Source organism: Nostoc sp. LEGE 12447, from assembly GCF_015206985.1.
In the GTDB taxonomy this organism is placed as follows: Bacteria; Cyanobacteriota; Cyanobacteriia; order Cyanobacteriales; family Nostocaceae; genus Nostoc.
The window spans coordinates 219763-241331 of the sequence record NZ_JADEXT010000005.1; the positions used below are offsets into that span (position 1 = coordinate 219763).

Annotated in this window: 21 protein-coding genes; 11 read left to right on the plus strand and 10 right to left on the minus strand. The window is 40.3% G+C overall.

What is annotated here, in order from left to right; genetic code table 11:
- Positions 1-334: 334 nt before the first annotated feature.
- The 5 genes from IQ274_RS09185 to IQ274_RS09205 form a co-directional block, all read right to left on the minus strand.
- A complete protein-coding gene (locus IQ274_RS09185) occupies positions 335-1147 on the minus strand; it encodes an alpha/beta fold hydrolase (RefSeq protein ID WP_163929045.1) in 813 nt (270 codons plus the stop codon).
- A 54-nt stretch (positions 1148-1201) separates the two neighbouring features.
- Positions 1202-1594 carry a carboxymuconolactone decarboxylase family protein gene (locus tag IQ274_RS09190; RefSeq protein WP_012412753.1) on the minus strand — a complete coding sequence of 131 codons (393 nt, stop codon included), beginning with the start codon at positions 1592-1594 and terminating at the stop codon, positions 1202-1204.
- Positions 1595-1619: 25 nt separating this feature from the next.
- Positions 1620-2168, minus strand: coding sequence for a retropepsin-like aspartic protease family protein (locus IQ274_RS09195; protein WP_243458417.1), 549 nt, complete (start codon positions 2166-2168; stop codon positions 1620-1622).
- 268 nt (positions 2169-2436) lie between these two features.
- On the minus strand, positions 2437-3219 hold the full coding sequence (locus IQ274_RS09200; protein ID WP_194142059.1) for a nucleoside phosphorylase: 783 nt from the start codon (positions 3217-3219) through the stop codon (positions 2437-2439).
- Positions 3220-3480: 261 nt separating this feature from the next.
- Positions 3481-4896, minus strand: a complete 1416-nt coding sequence (locus tag IQ274_RS09205) for a hypothetical protein (RefSeq protein WP_163929042.1) — start codon at positions 4894-4896, stop codon at positions 3481-3483.
- Between the two features lie 759 nt (positions 4897-5655).
- Between IQ274_RS09205 and IQ274_RS09210 the strand changes: the two genes are divergently transcribed.
- The 3 genes from IQ274_RS09210 to IQ274_RS09220 all read left to right on the plus strand — a co-directional run bounded on the left by IQ274_RS09210 (position 5656) and on the right by IQ274_RS09220 (position 8357).
- Entirely contained in the window at positions 5656-6528 is an 873-nt protein-coding gene (locus IQ274_RS09210; RefSeq protein ID WP_194142060.1) for a GNAT family N-acetyltransferase, read from the plus strand.
- Between the two features lie 120 nt (positions 6529-6648).
- Positions 6649-7524, plus strand: coding sequence for a GNAT family N-acetyltransferase (locus IQ274_RS09215; protein ID WP_163929041.1), 876 nt, complete (start codon positions 6649-6651; stop codon positions 7522-7524).
- Between the two features lie 62 nt (positions 7525-7586).
- The gene (locus IQ274_RS09220) at positions 7587-8357 is read left to right on the plus strand and encodes a Uma2 family endonuclease (protein ID WP_190933519.1); all 771 of its coding nucleotides are present in this window, start codon (positions 7587-7589) and stop codon (positions 8355-8357) included.
- On the opposite strand, the gene IQ274_RS09225 is transcribed toward IQ274_RS09220, so the two are convergent.
- The 3 genes from IQ274_RS09225 to IQ274_RS09235 all read right to left on the minus strand — a co-directional run bounded on the left by IQ274_RS09225 (position 8354) and on the right by IQ274_RS09235 (position 9900).
- Positions 8354-8887 (minus strand): hypothetical protein, encoded by a 534-nt coding sequence (locus IQ274_RS09225; RefSeq protein WP_194142061.1) that lies wholly within the window; start codon positions 8885-8887, stop codon positions 8354-8356. The two genes, IQ274_RS09220 and IQ274_RS09225, sit on opposite strands and share 4 nt — an antisense overlap.
- Before the next feature lie 65 nt (positions 8888-8952).
- A complete protein-coding gene (locus IQ274_RS09230) occupies positions 8953-9156 on the minus strand; it encodes a ChaB family protein (protein WP_163929039.1) in 204 nt (67 codons plus the stop codon).
- Positions 9157-9456: 300 nt separating this feature from the next.
- Positions 9457-9900 (minus strand): pyridoxamine 5'-phosphate oxidase family protein, encoded by a 444-nt coding sequence (locus tag IQ274_RS09235; protein ID WP_163929038.1) that lies wholly within the window; start codon positions 9898-9900, stop codon positions 9457-9459.
- A gap of 1353 nt (positions 9901-11253) precedes the next feature.
- On the opposite strand from IQ274_RS09235, the gene IQ274_RS09240 reads away from it, so the two are divergent.
- Positions 11254-11631 (plus strand): hypothetical protein, encoded by a 378-nt coding sequence (locus IQ274_RS09240; RefSeq protein WP_163929037.1) that lies wholly within the window; start codon positions 11254-11256, stop codon positions 11629-11631.
- A 10-nt stretch (positions 11632-11641) separates the two neighbouring features.
- On the plus strand, positions 11642-13879 hold the full coding sequence (locus tag IQ274_RS36415; RefSeq protein ID WP_228058113.1) for a caspase, EACC1-associated type: 2238 nt from the start codon (positions 11642-11644) through the stop codon (positions 13877-13879).
- A 50-nt stretch (positions 13880-13929) separates the two neighbouring features.
- Here IQ274_RS36415 and IQ274_RS09250 read toward each other — a convergent pair whose 3' ends face one another.
- A complete protein-coding gene (locus IQ274_RS09250; protein ID WP_190964313.1) occupies positions 13930-14259 on the minus strand; it encodes a type II toxin-antitoxin system PemK/MazF family toxin in 330 nt (109 codons plus the stop codon).
- Positions 14244-14486 carry a DUF2281 domain-containing protein gene (locus IQ274_RS09255; RefSeq protein ID WP_199346479.1) on the minus strand — a complete coding sequence of 81 codons (243 nt, stop codon included), beginning with the start codon at positions 14484-14486 and terminating at the stop codon, positions 14244-14246. Before IQ274_RS09255 ends, IQ274_RS09250 begins: the two co-directional genes overlap by 16 nt.
- A gap of 284 nt (positions 14487-14770) precedes the next feature.
- On the opposite strand from IQ274_RS09255, the gene IQ274_RS09260 reads away from it, so the two are divergent.
- The 6 genes from IQ274_RS09260 (at position 14771) to IQ274_RS09285 (ending at position 21198) form a co-directional block, all read left to right on the plus strand.
- Complete coding sequence (locus IQ274_RS09260; protein WP_041565802.1) at positions 14771-14962, plus strand: hypothetical protein; 192 nt, start codon at positions 14771-14773, stop codon at positions 14960-14962.
- A 146-nt stretch (positions 14963-15108) separates the two neighbouring features.
- Entirely contained in the window at positions 15109-15660 is a 552-nt protein-coding gene (locus IQ274_RS09265; RefSeq protein ID WP_163929036.1) for an alpha/beta hydrolase, read from the plus strand.
- A 104-nt stretch (positions 15661-15764) separates the two neighbouring features.
- Positions 15765-16337, plus strand: a complete 573-nt coding sequence (locus tag IQ274_RS09270; RefSeq protein WP_194142062.1) for an HdeD family acid-resistance protein — start codon at positions 15765-15767, stop codon at positions 16335-16337.
- 181 nt (positions 16338-16518) lie between these two features.
- Positions 16519-18621, plus strand: coding sequence for a glycoside hydrolase family 10 protein (locus IQ274_RS09275; RefSeq protein ID WP_194142063.1), 2103 nt, complete (start codon positions 16519-16521; stop codon positions 18619-18621).
- Between the two features lie 338 nt (positions 18622-18959).
- Complete coding sequence (locus IQ274_RS09280; protein WP_194142064.1) at positions 18960-20276, plus strand: efflux RND transporter periplasmic adaptor subunit; 1317 nt, start codon at positions 18960-18962, stop codon at positions 20274-20276.
- 181 nt (positions 20277-20457) lie between these two features.
- Positions 20458-21198, plus strand: coding sequence for an SDR family oxidoreductase (locus IQ274_RS09285; protein WP_163929032.1), 741 nt, complete (start codon positions 20458-20460; stop codon positions 21196-21198).
- The last annotated feature ends 371 nt before the right edge of the window (positions 21199-21569 follow it).

Sequence of the window (21569 nt, forward strand, 5' to 3'; positions counted from 1 at the left end):
TTTGTAAAGTAGAAATATTTAAAGAAGTGAGACTGATATGGCAATACGGTTCAGTTAATGCTAAAACCTTTTGTCAAAGTTATTTTTTAACGAACCGCGTTCGTGCAGCGTTTCGTTAGAGAAGGACACGTTCGCGTAGCGTCTCGTAGAGAAGGACACGAAGGAAGAGAAAAAACAGAAGGAAGAAATGCTTAACTGAACTGTATTGACTGATATGGAAGATGGATTCAAGATAATAGAGTGTAAAGATGGTGATGTTGAGGAATTAACTAAAAAAGCGATCGCGATTCCCTACCCTTAAATTTTTTGTTGTCGTGACAATTTTTCGGGAGTGTTAAATAGTGTAGGCTGGCTTCAATTTCCGCAGGAAGTTAAGCATAGCTGAAATCACAGTATCCGGCGACTCAATTAAGAAGCCATGACCACCACCTTCGAGAACTACAAGTTCAGCGTCGGGAATGCCTTGAGCAAGTTGCTGGGAAAACTTGAGGGGGGTGAGAATGTCTTGTTTGCCAACTAGAACTAGGGTAGGACAATGAATTTTTTGAAGTCGATCTATTGTGTCAAAGTCAAGCATGGCTTGGCTGTGATGATGGAGTGAATGAGTCGCTGGCGGGAAAGGATATCTGATTGCAAATTCGATCAGACTTTCGATCATACCAGGAATCGAGTAGAAGGTATCTGTAAATATCCAGGGTAATACGACTTTTTCATAAAGTTTCAGGTCTACATTAGCGCAGAGTTCGCCCCAAGTCTCAATGATGCTGTTGAATAATTCATCACCCTTTGCCAGTGACGAAAGCAGCATTAGACTTTGCACTTTTTCAGGATGTGCTAACACTAATTCTTGAGCTATCTGACCACCCATTGAATGACCAACTAGATGCACCTTATCGATCGCAAGATGATTGAGCAATGCTGCTACATCATTAGCCATCTGCTTCAGACTATAGGGGGTTTCGGGAGCGGAACTTCGCCCCATACCTCGGTTATCTAAGCGAATAACTTGATACTGCGAAATCAGCGATGGCATAATCAACGACCAATAGGCATGATCGCAAAGGAAGCCAGCTATTAATAGCAAAGGCTCACCCGTTCCCTTAATGTCGTAGAACAAATCAATCCCGTTAACCTGAAGCTTTGGCATAGTCAATAATTCTGCTAAACCCGATCTGAAGCAGGAATCGACAACGCTACATTCCTACGTCTTAAATCTCTCGTCCACCGGAATTTGATAGCCGTTAGCGAGGCGATTGGTCATGTTGGCAGTAGCTGCGATCGCCATGAGTTCCCCGAACATGGTATCATTCATTCCCTTGGCCCGCGCTCCTGCTGTGTGCGAGGCAATACAATACTCACAGCCATTTGTCGCACTCACGGCGATATAAATTAGTTCTCGCATCAGTGGATCAATTTCACCAGGGCTAGTCATCACTTCTTTCACCGCTTGCCAAGTTCGTTGCAAGGTAGGGGGATGATTAGCTATGGCTTTCCAAAAGTTATTGATATAGTCATTCTGGCGGGTGACGCGGATGTCGTCATATACTGCCCGGATTTCATCGCTGGCTTCTTCGTATTCAATCAGCTTAGTCATGTTTCTATGTTTTTACTTCCAACCATTAGCGGTGATGAAATTCGACCTCTCTCTCCAGAATCTTAATATCATAGTTGCCGAAGAAATCGTGGCCCAGTAAGCCGATGCTGGCTTTGGGTGCGATCGCTACCTGAAGATTATTGGCTGTAACTCCACCTGCTGCAATAGATTTTACCTTACTGGTTGGAAATTCTACTTCGCTACCATCGGCAATTTGGGCTTGCATTGTACCTGTAGTCTGGAGTTTAAGTGTATTCGCCATACTTTGAGTAATAATAGTCCCGCTAGCACCAGTATCTACAATCATTTCAAAGGTTTTTTTGTCATTGAAGGTAACGTCAATCACAGGAGTTCTACCAAAGCGGCGTTTAATTGAAACTCGAAAAACTTTGTCGTCTGAAGGTGCGGCTATATTGCCACAAAGCCTTTCTAATCCAACTGTTTTACCAGAGGACGTTACCATGTAACATGCTCCTGGATCGTCTGCTGTTGCTCGATGAGAGAATGCTAAAAATATCAGCGTTGGGATTAGTACGTAGGCGTAGCTCGTCGTAGACATCACAGTTGAAGTCATGGTTTTAATCCCATACCTAAAAATGTTATTCATATTAGCTTTCACTCCATTTTTTAAATATTTATTAAAATCTAAATTACTTACAATATTTACTTTTAATAGCTTAAATAAGTGTTTATTTTTAGGATAGTTATGGTGATTTTTTATCTTTTTTTAGAATATGAGATTACTGTTATGTAAGCTATATTAGCTATAATTACTGAGTGAAAAATTAAAGATTGGGTGAAGACATGATGAAACTACTGAGAGTTAACTTATCAAGTAAATATTAATTGTCTGACTCAAAGGTTGCTGCTGCATTTACAGCAATTGCGATCGCATTTCTCACAGCAATATCACTTTGTTCTAAGATGATATTTTCACTCACAGTACGCCCAGCAACTACACCGCAAACAGCAGCAGCAGCAAAATTATACACACCTGCCATTTTGAATAGTGTGCCGGATTCCATCTCATAATTCAAGATATTTAAGCGCCGATATTCTTCTGTGATGCCATGTAGCGATCGCATTAAATTTTGATTTGCTGAATCAGTGCGTTCTTGTCCTTCGTAAAAAGTATCAACTGATGCTGTGATTCCTATGTAATGTTCAACTTTTAATTCTCGCGCAGCTTTAACCAAAGCTACTGTCAAAAAAGGATCGGCTGCGGCTGGATACTCCACAGGTGCAATGTCATTTGCTGCACCCTGACGACATAATGCTGCACTACTAATAACAACGCTACCGACTGGTATATAAGGTTGAATTGCTCCACAAGTTCCAATGCGAATAATTTGCCGAATTCCTACTTGTACTAATTCATTCACCACAATACTTAATGAAGGCGCACCCATACCACTAGTAGCTGATAAGATGCTGCGGCCATTTGCTAAGTATCCTACGTAGCTATTTAGACCGCGATTTTCTGATAATAAGCGGACGTTTTGGAAATAAGTTTGGGCAATTAGATGCGATCGCTCTGGATCGCCAGATAATAAAGCAATGCTGGGAGGTGATGAACCTAAATCATCTTGTCCAAAGCCAACGTGATAGAAGCGTTTATTTGCCATTCAATTTTGGATTTTAAATTTTAGATTTGGGATTATCTTACTTACGAACCGTCTTTACCTCTCCATGTAAGATGCCATTGGTCATATAAATTAAATGGTAGAATAATTTTTTGGCGAATTTCTGCCATTTCTTCGAAGCGATTAATACTTTGCATCAAATAACCACTCTCAAAGATAAGTTCATGAACTTCCTCATACTTATAAGCATAGATTGGATTGAGGAACGAAACCCAACACCAAGAATCCTTGATTTTGTTGAGATTAGCGATCGCCTTTGCTAAGGTCTAAATCATCTGCACCATTTAGCGAATCACTACTATCTACTTGCTGCGGTAGTGTATTTATAGCTGATTTCTTTTCTGGCATATTTAAACTATCTACATCAATTGATAATTCATTAGTAACTGGTTTATATTCAGGATTTTCTCGGTTTCCACTTGCTATTTCTTCTGCTTTACCGATAAAATCTTTTGCAAGTCGTTCACTAAAACCAACAACAAATGCTATTACAAAAATCAAAGACCTTTGTTGGTCTTGAGATGATTCTTGATTCGTAGTTGGATTTAGCTTGAAGATGCTGGGATTAATAAACATTGATATTAGCCCAGAGTTAATTAAGGCTAAAAATAAAACAGCAAAAGCTCCTCCAATCATTGGTTTAAAAGCACCAACAAGAAATGGAGTTAGTGGCTCGGAATATTTCTTTTTTTGAAATTCTTCAATTCTAATTAAAATACTGATAATACTACCTAATGTTCCTGCCGAAATGGCTAAACTGAGTTGGAGAAGAAATTCATTATACTTCTGATTTACAGATTGCCTTTTGCTATATTGTGCATTTAATTCGGCAAGGTTACTATTTAGAATTGTCAATTCTGTACTCTTGAACTCTGCATTTTTTTGTGATATTGTATTTAACTCTTTAATTTCTTCTTTGGTTGTTTTTAATTTACTAACATCATCTGCCGATGCAGAATTTGTGTTGTCAGATTTATTTTTCGTTTCAGCTTGATTTTGAATTTCTTCTACTCGGTTATCTGTATATTTTTGAATTTCTTTGATTTCGCTTTGTAAAGAATTCTTGTTGATATTATAATTATTGTTATTATAATAATTAATCATTTCTGAAAACATCCAAAGTCCTGCGATAGAAGAAGAAGTAATTCCTCCATATATAAACACAGCACTTATAAGTCCAAAAATTACTTTAGTCGTCGTTGATGGTGAACGATGAACTGATAGAAATGGATTGATGATAAATCCTGTTATAGGATGTTCATATTTGCAAACAATTTGTTCAACATCAAATCTAATTGCCTGGGCAATATTTATATTCGATGAAGATTCACGTAAAGCTTCTATGGCAAATATTAAAGCTTTCGAGAGTTCAGTCAGTTCTCTTTGAATTGTATTCCTATTATCAGGTATCAATATTCTCGGTATTTCGTCCCACCAAATTTTTTGTGGTGCGTTTCTATTGATGAGTTTTTGAAGTCTATTAAACAAGATAATTATTTGGGATATTTCTTTACCTGCTGAAACTAATTCTTCTTGTTTAGTTGGATCTGCAAAATTATTTAAATTATTTTTATAGAAATCTTTTATAAGTGCCTGTATCAGTGTCCTACTCTCATCGAAATTCCAATCGTTATCAGTTGTTTTTTGATTAAAAACCATTTTATCTCCAATTTTTTTCTAATGTTTATAGCTGTTGAATAGGAGTAGTGAATATCTATGAATTACTTTGAGGAAATTTGCCAAGATACTCAACCTCGTACCTGTATTTATCATTCACTTTTTAGCATGGAATATACGATTGTGCAGCAAATAGTACACTCAATAGTACTTTTTGTCATCAGATATCGCTGCGGTTAGAACTTAGGGGGATCTTTTCTGCGTACTATATACAACGTATTTCAGGTAAATGAAGTACATGGGTAGGGGCAATTCATGAACATTGGTGTCAACTTAACGTGAAAGCCGAGTCTGATAAGCATTTCAAAAATTTTCGATGTACCACCTAGATTTTTGATCCCCCCTAACCCCCCTTAAAAAGGTGGGAACTAGAGTTTTTTGCCCCCTTTTTAAGGGGGTTGGGGGATCTAAAACTCCGGTAAATTGAGTGTTTGAGCTTAAGTTGACACCAATGATTCATGAATTGCCCCTACGATTATCTGTGCCTCACCAAGCTACAATCTGCTGTATAACTAGAACCTGGTTTTTTACAGTATCTAGAAAACCTCTCTCTAAATCTCTCTCCTAAAAGGAGAGAGACTTTGAATTTTCCCCTTTCTGTGTTGGGAAGGGGGTTAGATTTTTCGTAAACTTTTAGAGATGACCTGAATTGTCAGAGTTAGAACAAACTTCACAAGGGCATTACTACTATTGCCGAAACCGCTTATTCTGTAAACTGAATTGGATACTCAGGAGTTTTTTGTGCCTACTTTGAAAACCCTGCAATCTGGAGATGAAGTATCGCTAGAAGCATTTCTCTTGCAACACGCTGATACTTCTATGTTTTTGCGCTCTAATTGGCGAACTGCGGGACTGCTTGATGAAGGTGCAAGATTTCAAGGAACTTACGTAGCAGCCTACTTAGATGAAAGTATAGTGGCAGTTGCAGCCCATTTTTGGAATGGGATGATAATAGTCCAAGCACCTGTATATTTGTCAGAGGTGGTGCAAGCAGTTGTGGCACAATCTGGACGTGCTATTTCTGGAATTAGTGGCCCAGCAGCACAAGTTGAAGCGACAAAAAGCATTTTGGGACTTAGCAACACACCAACTCAGCTTGATGAACATGAGATATTGTTTTCTCTAGCACTACAAGACTTACAAATACCTGAAGCTTTAGCATCGGCAAAGGTGCAGTGTCGTTTGCCACATCCAGAAGAATTGGAATTACTTAGCGAATGGTGCGTTACTTATAACGTGGAAGCTTTAGGAAAAACCGATACTCCAAGTTTAAGACTTGCTTGCGATCGCATAATTGAAGCACATCAAGATATGGGTATGCATTGGGTTTTGGTAGCAGGAGATACTCTAGTTTCTTACTCTGCTTTCAATGCCAGTCTACCTGATATTGTGCAAATTGGTGGAGTGTGGACACCGCCAGCGTTGCGGGGGAAAGGCTATGCCAAAAGTGTGGTAGCAGGCTCGTTGTTAGAAGCGCGATCGCTCTTAGTAAAACGTGCCATCCTATTTACAAGTCATAGTAACCAAGCAGCCCAAGCAGTTTATCAACAAATTGGCTTTTTGCCTACTGGCGAGAAGTATGGCTTAGTCTTATTTGAAGAGACTCAGGCTTAAGAAATATTGGGTTAAACCTTGGAGATATTACGCCCTTGCTATCCATTTATATTTCCCTTTTTCTGGATTTGCTGGAATTGATTTTGTAGTCTTTACCGAATTGATCGTAATACTTGAACTATGAGCCAGTATCGTTTCAAACAGTCATTCTCTGCTGAACCCAGCATTAGCGATAAGCTTTTTGACTTGATGGAAGTCACATTTCCTGGACTCACGAGTTTAGCAGAATGTGCAAGAAAACTAGGAGCATCCTGGGAAACAGCTTCAACTCCGTTTATTCGCTTTCATGATGATATAGCTATTACTCATGTGGGAGTGTTAGAAATTCCCATGCAAATTATGGGAGAAAAGCTCACTGTCGGAGGAGTTCATGGAGTAGCTACCCGTGCAGAATTTCGCCGGAGAGGGTATTACCGGGAAGTGATGGAGGAAGTGCTAGGATATTGCGATCGCATTTACGAAACTTTGGTACTAACAACACCACAGCCAGAATTTTACTTACCTTTTGGCTTTCGTGTAATCGAAGAACATATTTTCAAAGTTAAATGTGACTCTACAGCTAGCACTGATGGCTTCAGAACACTGGATTTTACAGATACCAAAGATTACACATTGCTACACAGACTTTTAGAAACACGCGCCCCTGTCTCTAACATAGTTGGCGTAGTCAAGGAAAAACCTGTGTTCTGTGTCAATGAAGGAAGTCGTACTTTATACTATGCAGAAGATTTAGATTTAATCGCCTGCATGGAGATAGAAGATACCCGACTTCATCTTTTTGATCTTGTAGCACCGCAGATATGCTCTTTGAAGAATATTCTTGCTAAGATATCTCAACCCATTGAAGAAGTAGTGATTTACTTTAGTCCAGAACTTTTAGATGTTAAAGATGTGGAATCATTCCCTCATACGTTTGACGAAACTGTGCTGATGGTTCGTGGTAAATTCGCAGCAGAAGGTGAGAAATTTATGCTGCCTCGTTCTGCAAGGTGTTAAGTTACTCAAAAACAATTGAATCATAATAGAACTGAGAGTTTCATCATTACGACTGCTTTATGATGTATCAAACTGACCCGCCGCGATCGCCAAAAGATGTATTGCCGACCATGTACGATCTTCCTAGTGAAGATCCAGAGGAGCCTGGTTTGCCCGATCAGTTTCATTTATTGCAACCTCGTCTGTTAGACGAAACCTTTCGTCCACAGAATTATCCTAGTGATGAGATATTTGTTGCTAGCGATCTGAATCTTTATTACGATCCGCGCCATCCACTGTGGCATAAGCGACCAGATTGGTTTGCTGTTTTAGGTGTTTCCCGTCTCTACGAACAACGAGATTTACGCTTAAGTTATGTTGTTTGGCAAGAGGGAGTTCATCCTTTTATTGTGGTTGAATTGCTATCTCCAGGTACTGAAAAGGAAGACTTGGGACAGACATTGCGGGATATCAAGCAACCACCAGGAAAATGGGAAGTATATGAACGGATTCTACGTGTTCCTTATTATGTAGTATTTGATCGGTACAAATATGAGTTTAGGGTATTTAAATTAGATGGAGGTCGTTATGCTGAGATAGCATTGTCGGATTCACGTTTTTGGATACCGGAATTAGAATTAGGCTTGGGCGTGTGGCGGGGATACTATCAAAATGTAGAACAGCCCTGGTTACGTTGGTATGATGGGACTCTCAACTGGGTATTGACTTCTACAGAACAAGAAAGCCAACGAGCTGAACAAGAGAGACAACGAGCTGAACAAGAAAGACAACGGGCTGAACGGTTGATTGCACAACTACGATCGCTCGGCGTTGAACCCGATGTTGATACTTAATTCCTCACAAGTTTGCTCTTTTGTGAATAGTCTGTATAGCCTTGAATATTCTCTGGTTCAAATTGACGCAGTACACGCGTAGCTTCGCGTGTTAAATCCTCATTTCCGGTAACTACAATTAGGTATTTACCAGCATTCAGACGGTTACGATAGGGTAAAGCATCGCCACTGCCAACTGTTATGCCAGTTCCTCGACCGATTAAACCAGCCCCCAAAGCACCGCCTATCGCTCCTAATATACCAGCAAGAAATTCATTGCCAAATCGAGCAAACTGGGGAAATATTTCAACTTCTGTGAGATAGTTAAAGGCATAACCTGCAACAAATCCAAAGATTACAAGCCCCCCAAAGAGCCGAGTTGATTGTTTGCGGGCTTGCTTATCGGGATCAATCATTCCAAATTCATCAGCACTTAGATAACCATCTCCCAAAATATTTACTTGTGAAGTTGGCAAGCCTGCTTTTTCCAGAGCAGAGTAAGCGGCTTCTACTTGTATTCGATCTGGTAAAACTGCAACAAGATAATTCATAAGGATTTCTTTTTTAACAAAGATTTTTTGTGCAAAATTAATAAAACTGCTGAACACGAATCGAGCTATTCTGGCTTTTTGTGCCATTGCCCATCACTGCCTTTTTCGTAATCGCGTTTCACAGCACTCCAAGCAACACGAAAGGCACGCTCCTCTTCATCATATTCTTCTTGAGCATTGTTAAATGCAGCCCGAAAAATTTCTTGGGCGTGCTTGGGTAAGTGAGTTTTGACTGAATCAGGTAAGTCTGCAATCTCTTGGTAAGGCATAAACTTCTTTTCCTTACTTGATGGAGTAATGTTAAATATAGCGGTTCTCCGCCCTTGTAAGGTACAAGAACCCAAACCCCCTAAGAGCAAGCTAGGAGGGGGCTATGATGTACCTTTTAAAAAATGCCGCCGCTTTACCTCTAAAGACATATGGTTTTGCACGGATTCATCATTATTTTTATCTGTCATTATATTTTTTGTAATTTAAAATATTTAGTCTTTGCCAATTTCGTCCAACAATTACACGACTTTAAATAATTCGTAATTATTAACTACAAATTATTTAAATTCGTGATGATGTTAAAAACTAATTGTTTGTGGCTTAAAACTCGATGTACTATCCCAATAATTGACCTGGTTAATATTCACCTTGAGTAAAGCAATATCGGGTTCGTCCAATCCTTTAGGAAACCAGGTTTGAAGTTCTGGCTTCCATAACTCTCGCATCTTATTGCGGTCTTTTACGAGTTGTGATGTACCTGAGATAGAAACGTATCGCTGCTGTTCGGGTGACGAGAAACTAACATTGACCTGCTCATGGTGTTCAATCTCAGTAACCTTATGGGAACCAGCATAAGTAAAGAACCAGAGTGTGGCTTCAGAGTTAATCTGACCACTTTTTGACATGGGGTAACTATGCAAACTTCCATCATCATCGACTGTGGTAAACATACCATAATCAATATTTTTGATTAGTTCATGCAGCTTTTGAATCTCTTGAGTGCGGTCTGTAGAAATTGCCATTGTTTGTACTATTTTCTCTATTTGCTTTTCCTAGACTGTAATTTTTGATTACAATCAGGTTTCGTGCTGGTAAAGTTACTTTCCAGTATTAACGTTTTTTGTTGAAATTGCGTGAGCCTACAGATGGAGTTATCCTAAAATTAGCTTTTTTAGTTATATCTTTAGAGAGATTGGTTGATAGTGATTATTATGTACATATATAGCTTTTGGAGATATAAATATGAATTGTGCGCTTATTTCTTTAGACATAAATCTTATAAATTTTGCATGAATTTTTAGCCCATAAAAAGGTACAAAGTCAACAGGCTAGTATCGCAAGTCGGAAGTCAAAAGTCAAAAGTCAAAAGTATTATGGAATCAGCTTTTTAGAGATTTTAAATAGTTTCTCTATTTGCGCCGTAGCGTACTAGGCTTCGCTTCACTTACTGGCGGCAGCAGATCAAGTAGCAGCATTAGGGACTTCTAACGAAGAAATTATCCAATCTTGTGGAGTGGATATCTTGTCTGCCTTTAGCTACGGGCGCTCGCGTCGCCCACCCCACCCCACAAGAAGTAGTTAAGTATTTTTTTTTGGAAGTCCCTTACTACTCTCTGGCTGGAAACGAGATTTGAAAAGGCTTTCACGTTAAGTTGACACCAATGACAGTTGTACGCTCTTACAGCCGATTCATTTAGTAGAAAAATTTTTGTAAATGGTATTACTTACTAGAAAGCAAGAGCTTCTTTTACTTGCGGAAAACACTAAAATGATTAAGCAAACTGGGGTTTGAGAAAGCAAAAGCTTCTTTTACTTGCGGAAAACACCAAAATGATTAAGCAAACTGGAGTTTGAGAAAGCAAAAGCTTCTTTTACTTGCGGAAAACACCAAAATGATTAAGCAAACTGGGGTTTGAGAAAGCAAAAGCTTCTTTTGAGAAAGCATTTAAGTATTTTGAGAAAGTAAACAAGCTTTTTGATAAAGCAATTAGCCTTTTTGATAAAGTAATTAGCAAATATACGTAAGGATTAAAAATTACGGTTGTCCATAGCTTGCGTCCCGTAGAGAAGGGTACATCGGTTTTTGAATGAAAATATAAAACTAAACAAATTCTGCAAGTCTGGAATTTTATATGACACAGCAATAGCGATCGCTCTCGTATTGCAAAATTAACAAAGGAAATAAAAATCTAACCTAGCTAGCTGTGGTCAAAAAATAGTATATATTTTTACTTTGCAGTACTCTTCTTATTCATCGCACGCTATGCATTTTGGCAAAATTTGTATTTACGATAATCCAGACCGGAATTATTACTAGTTGGATTGTATAAGATACTTATGATAATTTAAGCATTAACCACAATTAGAGGTTGAGAATGGCGAGTACATCCAACGTCCAGATTACTATCGCCTTGCAAGAGCCTGGTTTAGATGACGATGAACTGCAAGACCAAACGCAGAGACTATTGCAACAGATGCTGGAACTGGATGAAGTGGAAGATGCTAGTCTTTACCGTGAAGCAGAAGCACCGGAAGGAAGCAAGTCACTTACAGGGCTAGCTGTGGGTTGGCTAACAACGCAGGTGAATGCCAAGAATATTAAAGCACTGATGGGATTTTTAGGCGATCGCCTTGGTAACAAAACTATTGAACTAGAAATCGAGTCTAATGGCAAGAAACTCAAAGTCAAAGCCAGTAGTCGGCAAGAGTTAGAAGCAGCAATTGAGGCAGCACAGAAATTTGTAGCAGGATAGAGAATCTCAAATGGTTAAGGTAGCGTTGCTGATTGGGGTGAGTGAGTATGAGCCTGGGTTAAACCCACTACCTGGTGCTGTAAAAGATGTTGAGGCGATGCAGCAAGTGCTGTTACACCCAGAAATGGGTGGCTTTACTGAGACAGATATTATGGTGCTAAAAAATCCCCAGCGCCAAGATATGGAGGAAGCTATCGAAAATCTATTTGCCCATCGTCAAAAAGATGATCTGTTAGTTCTCTTTTTCTCTGGTCATGGGATTAAGGATGACACTGGCAGACTGTTTTTAGCAACCCGCACCACACGCAAAACTCCCAGAGGTGATTTAATTCGCTCATCGGCAGTAGCAGCCAGTGTTGTCCATGAAAGCATGAGCCGCAGCCGTTCTAAACGGCAAGTTGTCATTTTGGATAGTTGCTTTAGTGGTGCTTTTGCTGAGGGTTTATCAGCCAAAGATGACGGCAATGTAAATATCCGTGAGCAATTAGGAGGAGAGGGGCGGGCTGTTCTCACTTCATCCAGTTCAACTCAATATTCCTTTGAGCAGCAGGGGTCAGACCTCTCAATTTATACTCGTTATTTGATTGAAGGAATTACAACTGGGGCGGCAGACCTAGATGAAGATGGGGTTGTCTCAATTGACGAGCTGCATGAGTATGCCAGCAGAAAAGTTAGAGAAATACAGCCGACGATGAGGCCAGAAATCTACACAAGTAGAGAAGGCTTTAAGATTCGACTTACAAAAGTTCCGCAAGGTGATCCCAAACAGAAGTATCGCAAAGAAGTAGCGCGGTACAGTAGCCGTGGCGATGTTTCTTTTGTGGGTCGCAAGACTTTGGATGCCCTCAGAAGCCGCTTGGGACTATCCGAGATTGAAGCAACTGCAATTGAAGATGAGATGTTAGCAGTTGCTCGTCAGGAATTTAAACAAAAGTTACAGCAATATGAGCGGGACTTTAGTGAGGCACTCCAGCAGCAAGTAGCTCTCAGTGAAGATGATCTCAATATGCTACGACAGAATCTTCAGCAAATTTTGGGGCTGAGGAATGAGGATACAATGCCAATTGAGGCGCAGGTTAAAGCCAGAATTGAAGCATATAAGCAACACCTGCAACTGTACAGGCAGTCGTTAGCTAAAGCAATGCGACAAGAGTATCCCCTAAGTCAACCTACTCGCCATCAATTGCAACAAATGCAGCATGAATGGCAACTTAAGGATGAGGATTTAGCTGCAATTGAAAATAGCCTTAGAGCAGAGGTGGAGGCATATCGACAAAAGTTACAGCAGTTTGAGCAGGCATTTATAAGAGCTGTGCAGCAGGAATATCCTTTGAGCCAAGCAAACCATAATCAACTGTGGCAACAGCAGCAACTCTTAGGTCTAAAAGCTGAAGATATTCACCCAATTACAGCCCGAATCATAGCAGAGGCAGAGGCCTATCAACAAAAATTGCAGCAGTATGAACAAGTAATAACTCAAGCAATTGAGCATCAGTACCCGTTTACAGAAGAGATTCGTGAAGAGTTAAGGCGATATCAGCACGTTTTAGAAATTAGGGATGAAGAAGTAGCACAAATTGAAGAAAAAGTTATTCGACAAAGAAACACAAATCAACCTCAAATTCAGCAATCAAATACTTATGAACCACCAGTAGACCAATCACATTCAATTGATGTAGATAAGTTTTTAGAAGAGGTAAAAGCAGATGAATTACCAACTCAGTTTTTATCAAAGCGAGTAACTCAGGTAATTCCAGAGACTAAGCCAGTCAAAACTCCTAAATTACCGCTACAGTTGATAGTTCCGCTAATATTTGTGGTAGCAACAGGTTCTCTAGGATTGTTCGTGAAGCAACTGCGATCGCCATCAGGCTTATTTCCATTTCTTCCCAATCCCACACCAACTCAAAAGCCTACCGCCGAAGCGACACCCGTAGCGCGATCGCTTGATAATCTTTCTCCTGGTTGGGTAATTAAAACCAATAATGACATCTCTTTGGAAAACAACCAATCACTTCCCCGTGGAGCTTTTTTAGAAGTTATTGAGAAAAAATCAAATCCAAATCCTGCTTCTGGAAGTTTTTTGGTGTCTATGCGAGTCTGTGCTAATAAAAGTACACCAACTCAAACTAATATAGTATTGATGGACTTATCCAAACTAAAACGCTTTGGAGTCTCTGTTTTACAATCAGATGTACCAAATCCATGTGCAATCGTCACGCAACCGTCAGCTATAGCTACTCCATAAGCTGACACCAGTCCAACTTAATCAAATACTCGATATAACTACAGTCTTGATTACTGTAAAATTTCAATAATTTTATTAATCACCTCTGTTAATTTTTCAAGTTTTATTTGACCTGCTTGATATAAAACAATTTGTTTATCAGCAGTAAAAATCCGATTTGGTCTGATATTACTGGATTGATTTAATCGACCGTAACTAAAATCACTATTATCTAGTTGAATAGCATAAATATCGCCAACAGCTTGGCTTGTAATTTGGCAAAGGATCAGATCATCTCCCTGAAGAGTAGCAATAACTAAAGCAGGTCTACGTTTTGTTTGAGTTAAGTCTGAAAATGGAAATGGAACAATAACAACATCACCTTTTACAAATCCTGCCATGCTGAATCTTCCTCTGGTCTTAACCAATCTTTTTGCAGTGATGATTCACTCATAATGGTAATTTCTAAAGTTTTATCTTTCTGGTACTTGGCTTGCAAAAACTGAACAAAATCTAAAATTTCCTGTAACAGAGGTTCAGGTAATTTTTCTAGTTCTTGTGTAATCTGTTCTTTAAGCATAATTGTCTTATTTTGTGTTTCGGCAATATCTAAAATAATATTTATCATATCGGTTTTTGAATTAAAATATAAAACCAAACAAATTCTGCAAGTGTGAAATTTTACATAACACTCAGCAGCGATCGCAGATGATGACAATAGTTATTCAATTTGCGATCGCAACTCCTGATAGCTTTAAAATTAAGGTTATAGAGTATTCTTACTTTAAGATGATGTAAAATTTGTACCCTCAGAATGAGGCTCTTCAACCTCTAGTAGGAGTGTCATGTTCCATTCAGCGCCTACGATGAAGAACTAGGTAATCAAATCGCAGTATATCTGCCTTTTAAATTATGGACTGGAAGTATAAGTGGAAAAATGGCTATAAACCAAGCCGAGATGAAGCGGCAAAAAACCCTCATCTGTTAGATGAGAGTCAGTTCGAGAACGAGCAAGACCGAAAGCTAGCTGAAGAATCAGCAAGGAAGCATTTGGGTATACCTGCACCAACTATAGACGAAGATCAGTCAATACTACCTCATTAGCTTCTTCTAATGAACAAGGTTGATAACGCCATTTCCAAACAAGATTTTGCAACAAATAAACTGGCTATAGGGGCGTACAGATGTACACCCCTAATTATGTATCTCTAGCACTATGTACGCTCCACACCATTAGGAAGTTCGATAAAATGCAGATTTCTCAAATTTTTAATCGATTAAACAATAGCAAATTTACTAAGTTACTCAGTCAAACAGTAGCTTTAGGCGTAAGTGCTTTTGTTCTCCTCTCAACTAGTAATGCCAATGCCGCCGAGCAAGTTGTTTTAAAGTATGGTACTTTTCAGGGGCAAGTTTCTGTTCAAGAATTAAGTCAGTTTACAGAAACAGGCAAGACTACCCCCACATTACAAGCTTATTTAGAGGCAGCCAAACAAGATCCCGCAGTAGCTCGTAAAGCACTGAAAGCACCAATAAAAGCCGATCCTGCCTTTTTAAATAACTTACTGTCAAGCTGGGCAGGGCCAATTTTAGTTAACCAAATTGGTGAAGTAGTTCATCCCCCCGCAGGACAACTAGATCAGCAAGCGCTGCGAAGTGCTTTAAGTACATCTATTCAACAAAATGGTGAAGTTACACTCCTTGGAGCCATTCAGAATTATCCTAATACTTCTGTTGAACTTGAAGGCGATCGCCTCATCTCTGTTTATGAACGCCTAAGCAGTCTTGCAGAACTCTTATGATAGCTAGTTCCTGCTGAAATTTAATACCCATGAGTCTATCTTAGGGTTCTATTCTGTGACTGAGAAATTCCCTAACGTAATTGTAGAGTTAGGGAAAAGTTTATATGACGACTAACGTTTCTAGAAATATTAACAAGGATGTTAATGGAGCGCTGATAAGTGGTGTTCTCCTAAGTGTTTTCGGGGTGATTGCGATCGCAGCGCCTAATTTCACCACCCTATTCGCCGAGACTTGGATTGCGGTGATTTTGATTTTCGCTGGATTTACAAAACTAGTTTATGCCACTCAAACCCGCCACGAAGGAGGTTTTATTTGGAAACTTCTATTGAGCGGACTCTATATCGCAACGGGTATAATGCTGTTTGTTTATCCTTTTACAGGTATTCTCACACTGACTCTGTTGCTTGGTACCTTTTTGGTAACTGAAGGCACATTCGAGTTAATTCTGGCATTCCGGTTACGTCCCCAAGAGAACTGGACGTGGATACTAGGTGATGGCATTATTACACTGGTCTTAGGTGCAATGATTTGGTTCCAGTGGCCCTTCAATGCGCCCTGGCTTCTTGGCACACTAGTTGGTGTCAGCATTATTTTTACTGGAATTTCACGCGTAATGCTGTCATTGAATGCGCGTTCTACCTCAAATCCTCCTGACCAAGCAGCAAATCCTACTTAGTAGATAGAGTATGGGGAATGGGGAAAAACGATTACTAATGACCCATTCCCAAACTTGTTGAGTAGTGAAAGTTTAATAAGAGATTGTAGCAGCGATGCCTAGGTTGGGCTACGCCTACGCCAAGAAAATTGCTAAATTAACTAAGGAAATCAAAATCAAGGCCAGCTAGCTGCAATCTACGATGGTATCTATTGCTACTCCCTTCTCGGATATTCAAAACCATTGGGCACGCTTATTTATTACAGCCTTAGCTCAACGTGGTATTGTCAGTGGGTCGCCGAATGGCACATATCGTCCCGATAACTCACTCACTCGCGCTGAATTTGCCGCCATCATCGCCAACGCATTTGGCACAGTTACTAAGAAGCGGCAATACGTACCTTTTGTGGATGTACCCATAAATTATTGGGCAGCAGCTGCCATTCAAACAGCTTACGAAAAAGCATTTATTAGCGGGTTTCCTGATAAAAGTTTCCGCCCCGCCGAGCGAATTACTAGGGCGGAAGTTTTAATTTCTTTGGTAGCGGGCTTAGAAATTGCCACCAAGATAAAACCAGACCTCCTCTCAACACTCCCACAAATTTATCAAGATTCTATTCAGATTCCTACGTATGGGAGAAATCAGGTAGCTATTGCCACTAGTGCTGGATTAGTGGTTAGTTTCCCAAATATCAAATTACTCAATCCCAATCTTGCAGCTACCCGTGCAGATGTAGCAGTAATTATTTATCAAGCTTTGGTGTATTTAGGCAAAGCAGAAAAAATTGCCTCTAGTTACTTAGTACAGCCGCCAACACTAACACCAACGCCAACACCAATACCAACACCAACGCCAATACCAATACCAATACCAATACCAACACCTATACCAATACCAATACCAACACCAGCTGGTAGCGTTAGGGTAAATCATAGTCGGGAATTCCGAGGGGCGTGGGTAGTATCTGTGTGGAATGGTGATTGGCCTTCTAAGGCGGGACTTTCTGTTGCTCAACAGAAAGCTGAACTCACTGAGATTATTACTAAATTACAAGCGCTAAACTTCAATGCCCTTATCTTTCAGGTGCGACCGGAGGGAGACGCTTTATATGAATCGCAATTAGAGCCTTGGAGTGCCTGGATTACAGGAACTCAGGGAAAAGCACCAGAACCATTTTACGATCCTTTAGCGTTTGCGATCGCAGAATGTCACAAGCGTAATATTGAACTCCATGCTTGGTTCAACCCTTACCGCGCCAGCACTTCCACCGACCCAGCTAAAACAGTACGTCCCCACATAGCAGCGACTAATCCAGAAAGCGTTTATTTATGGAAAACTCAACGCTGGATGGACCCAGGATTGAAAATAGTTCAAGATAGAGCTTACAACGTAATTCTAGATGTAGTGAAGCGCTACGATGTTGATGGCATTCACTTAGATGATTATTTTTATCCATATCCCATCGAGGGGCAACCTTTCCCCGATAACAAAACTTATGCTGCATATCAAGCAGCTGGTGGTTCACTCAACCTTGGTGACTGGCGACGCGACAATGTTAACAAAATGGTACAGCGTCTCTGGCAGGGAATTAAAGCAGCTAAACCCGATGTGAAATTTGGTATCAGCCCCTTTGGGATTTATCGTCCCGGACAACCTGCTGGCATTACTGGGTTAGATGCTTACAATGTGTTGTATGCCGACTCGAAAAAATGGTTAGAAGAAGGGTGGATTGATTATATTGCACCTCAACTTTACTGGCGCACAGATCAAACACAACAAAGTTATTCAGCATTGCTACAGTGGTGGACACAGGTAAACACAAAGCAAAGACACGTTTACGCTGGTAACAATTTGACAGAACCAAGCAACAAGAGTCGAGAGAGTGATGAGATTGAAAAGCAGGTGAAAATTAGTCGTAGCCAAGCAGGACGGTTATCACTGGGCAATATCTTCTTTAATCTCGGTGTTTTGACGCAAAATAGTCAGGGCATTGCTGATAAATTCCAAAGTCTGCTTTATAACAAACCTGCGCTACCGCCAACTTTGCCTTGGCAAGATACAACGCCACCCCCTCCACCCATTGGATTACAAGTCAATAACCGCAAACTGAGTTGGCAGCCTGGAGATAATCAGCCAGTTCGTTCTTGGACGCTTTATCGACAAACTGGTGATACTTGGACAATTCAGCGAATTTTGTCTGCTGGCACAACCTTCGCTACCGTTCAACAAGCGGGAACTTATGCCGTATGTGCGGTGGATAGATTGGCCAATGAGAGTGCGGGAACAGTGATTACAGTGAGTTGAACAAAGGTGCTGCTTAGACATCTCAAAATAATGATGTAGGCACAATTGATGAATTGTGCCTATCGAGAATTTATTTGTTGAAGTTCTCTAATGTGCAAGTCTATCTGCATAGTTTAGGCATAGCGATATCTATCTTTTTGAGGAACAATTGAGATTTGCATAGGTTTTAAGGAACGGATTAACCTTTCGGTAGATTAAGACAGAATCATCAAAACTGTATATTTGGATGGGGTAACACATAATTTGCCACAAAACCTCATGCTAAATCAGTAATTTCAAGATAAACAGATGAAATTTTGATTGAATTCTAGTTAATTTGTTCCTTATCCTCATAAGCCATGACATCCCCTGAGCCTCAAACTGATTTTGGAGAAAAAGCTCCACAAACCTCATTTGAGCCACCTTCTGGAAAACGGCGGTGGCTTTGGTTATTTTTAGCGGCACTACTACTATTGTTAGGGGGCGGAACAGCCCTCGTTTGGCGTTTGCTCACTCCGCAAAATTCAGCGCCTTCAACTACTAACGCTCAACCTCAAGGGGTAAGAGTCAAAGTATCCACAGTACAAAGCGGCATAATTGAGGAAAGTTCAGATTTTATTGCTAGCCTAAAATCCCAGCGCTCAGTCATCCTCCAGCCGAGGATTCAGGGCCAAGTTACCCAAATATTTGTGAAATCGGGAGATCCAGTAGCCGAAGGGGCGGCAATTATCCAAGTAGATCGTCGTACATCACAAGCAGCGATCGCTCCTAACAATGCTGCGCCTCAAGGATTTTTATTGCAACTGGAAACTGCCCGCACTGTACTCAAATCTCTAGAAGCCCAACGAGCATCCTACGTTGCGAATGTGCAATTGTATCAGCAAACCTACGAAAAGTACTCCATTTTAGCTGAACAAGGAGCCGTGTCTCGACAGACTCGCAATCAGTTTGCCGATCGACTTGCCAATGCTAAAACTAGTCTTGATGCAATTGATTCCAGGATTCAAGCCCAAAGATCCAATATATTGCAGGCTGAAAAAACGTTGCAGCAAGCTAATGTAAATACTCAAACACAACAAATCCAATCTGACAAAATTACCGCTCCTTTTAGTGGCACAGTTGGCAACATTGCTGTGAAAGTAGGTGATTTAGTTAATACTTCCACACAATTAGTTAATCTCACGCAAAATCGGCCTTTAGAAGTCAACATCTCTGTGCCACTACAGCAAGGGCCGCAATTGCGTAAGGGAATGCCAGTGGAAGTAATGAATACACAAGGTCAAAAGCTGGGTAGAAGTAGAGTATTTTTCATTGCGCCTACTGCTAATAACGAAACACAAGGGATACTGATCAAAGCACTTTTTGACAATCCTAACGGTCAGCTACGTGCAGATCAATTGGTAAGGGCTAGATTATTTTGGAATCAGCGCCCCGGAATTTTAATCCCCACAACTGCAATGACTCGTGTAGGTGGCGACACTTTCGTGTATGTAGTTGAAACCGAAACATCTCCCCAAGGTGTATCTCAACAAGTAGCTCGACAAAAGCGCGTGAAGCTAGGCGAAATCAAAGGTAATAATTACCAAGTTCTTGAAGGATTACAACCAGAAGATAAAGTTATTATCTCAGGGTTACTCAATCTTAGAGATGGCGCTGCGATCGTTCCAGAATCTTAATTAAGGGGAGTGGGTAGAGACGCGATTAATCGAGTCTCTACTAAGCATTTGGCAAGTGGAGGACATGAGATTAATAACCGAATGACAAAAGACAAAAGACAAATGACAAAATTTAACCTTAGTACAGTACTTTAACAGCAGATAATCACCTTGGTGAAGCAAAATAAAACTAGATTAATCTATGGCATCTTTATCAGGGAAAGTTGCAATTATCACTGGTTCATCGCGGGGAATTGGACGAGCGATCGCACTAAAATTAGCTGGTAACGGCGCATCTATTGTCGTCAACTATGCGGGTAATGCAGCCAAAGCAGAGGAAGTTGTTGCAGAAATTGAAAAGTTGGGAGTAGAAGCGATCGCTATCCAAGCCGATATTAGCAAAGTACCCGACATCCAACGCCTGTTTGAGCAAACACTTGAGCGTTTTGGTAAAGTCGATATTTTGGTCAACAATGCCGGAATCGCCTTCTATAAACCAATTACTCAGGTGAGTGAAGAAGATTTCGATGCGATTTTTGCTATTAACGTCAAAGGTACTTTTTTTACTTGTCAACAAGCCGCGCAACACCTATCAGAAGGCGGAAGGATTATCAACTTTTCGTCATCAACTACGGTGATGATGCTGCCAACTTATAGCGCTTATGTCGGAACTAAGGGTGCTGTTGAACAAATCACGCGGGTATTAGCTAAAGAATTGGGTGCAAAAGCGATCGCAGTTAATGTTATTTCTCCTGGCCCTACCGATACAGAACTATTCCGAGAAGGCAAAACCCAAGAACAAATAGATCGTTTAGCTCAAATGGCTGCTTTTGGCAAACTGGGAGATGTGCAAGAAATCGCCGATGTCGTAGCGTTTCTCGCTAGCGACGAAGCCAGATGGATTACTGGGCAAAACATCCGTGTAAACGGTGGAATCGCCTGAGATAATTAAAGTTCTCCTCATAAACCAATACAGTTCAGATAAGACCAAAACACTTGTCTGGACGGCGATTTATCGCGTCTCAAAAACCCAAAATTTTTGCCAGTAGCCCTTAACCCAAGCGTATTGCCTCATAAACGCGATATTCTCCGTTTCAAAACCTTAGCTAGTAACCTGGGCATTGCTAGTCCTGTTAGGGTAGGCGAAAATGAGACTGCTACTCTGATTCATTCGAGCTTTTTACTCGAATATAATTGTCCAAGAGCAGCTAACAAAACGGATTGCTAAATATGGGCTGAAAAAGTTTGTATAAACCGTTTCTAGCTTATACAAAGAACGGCTCGTTTATCCGGTTGTAGAGTCTGTGTTTTCGT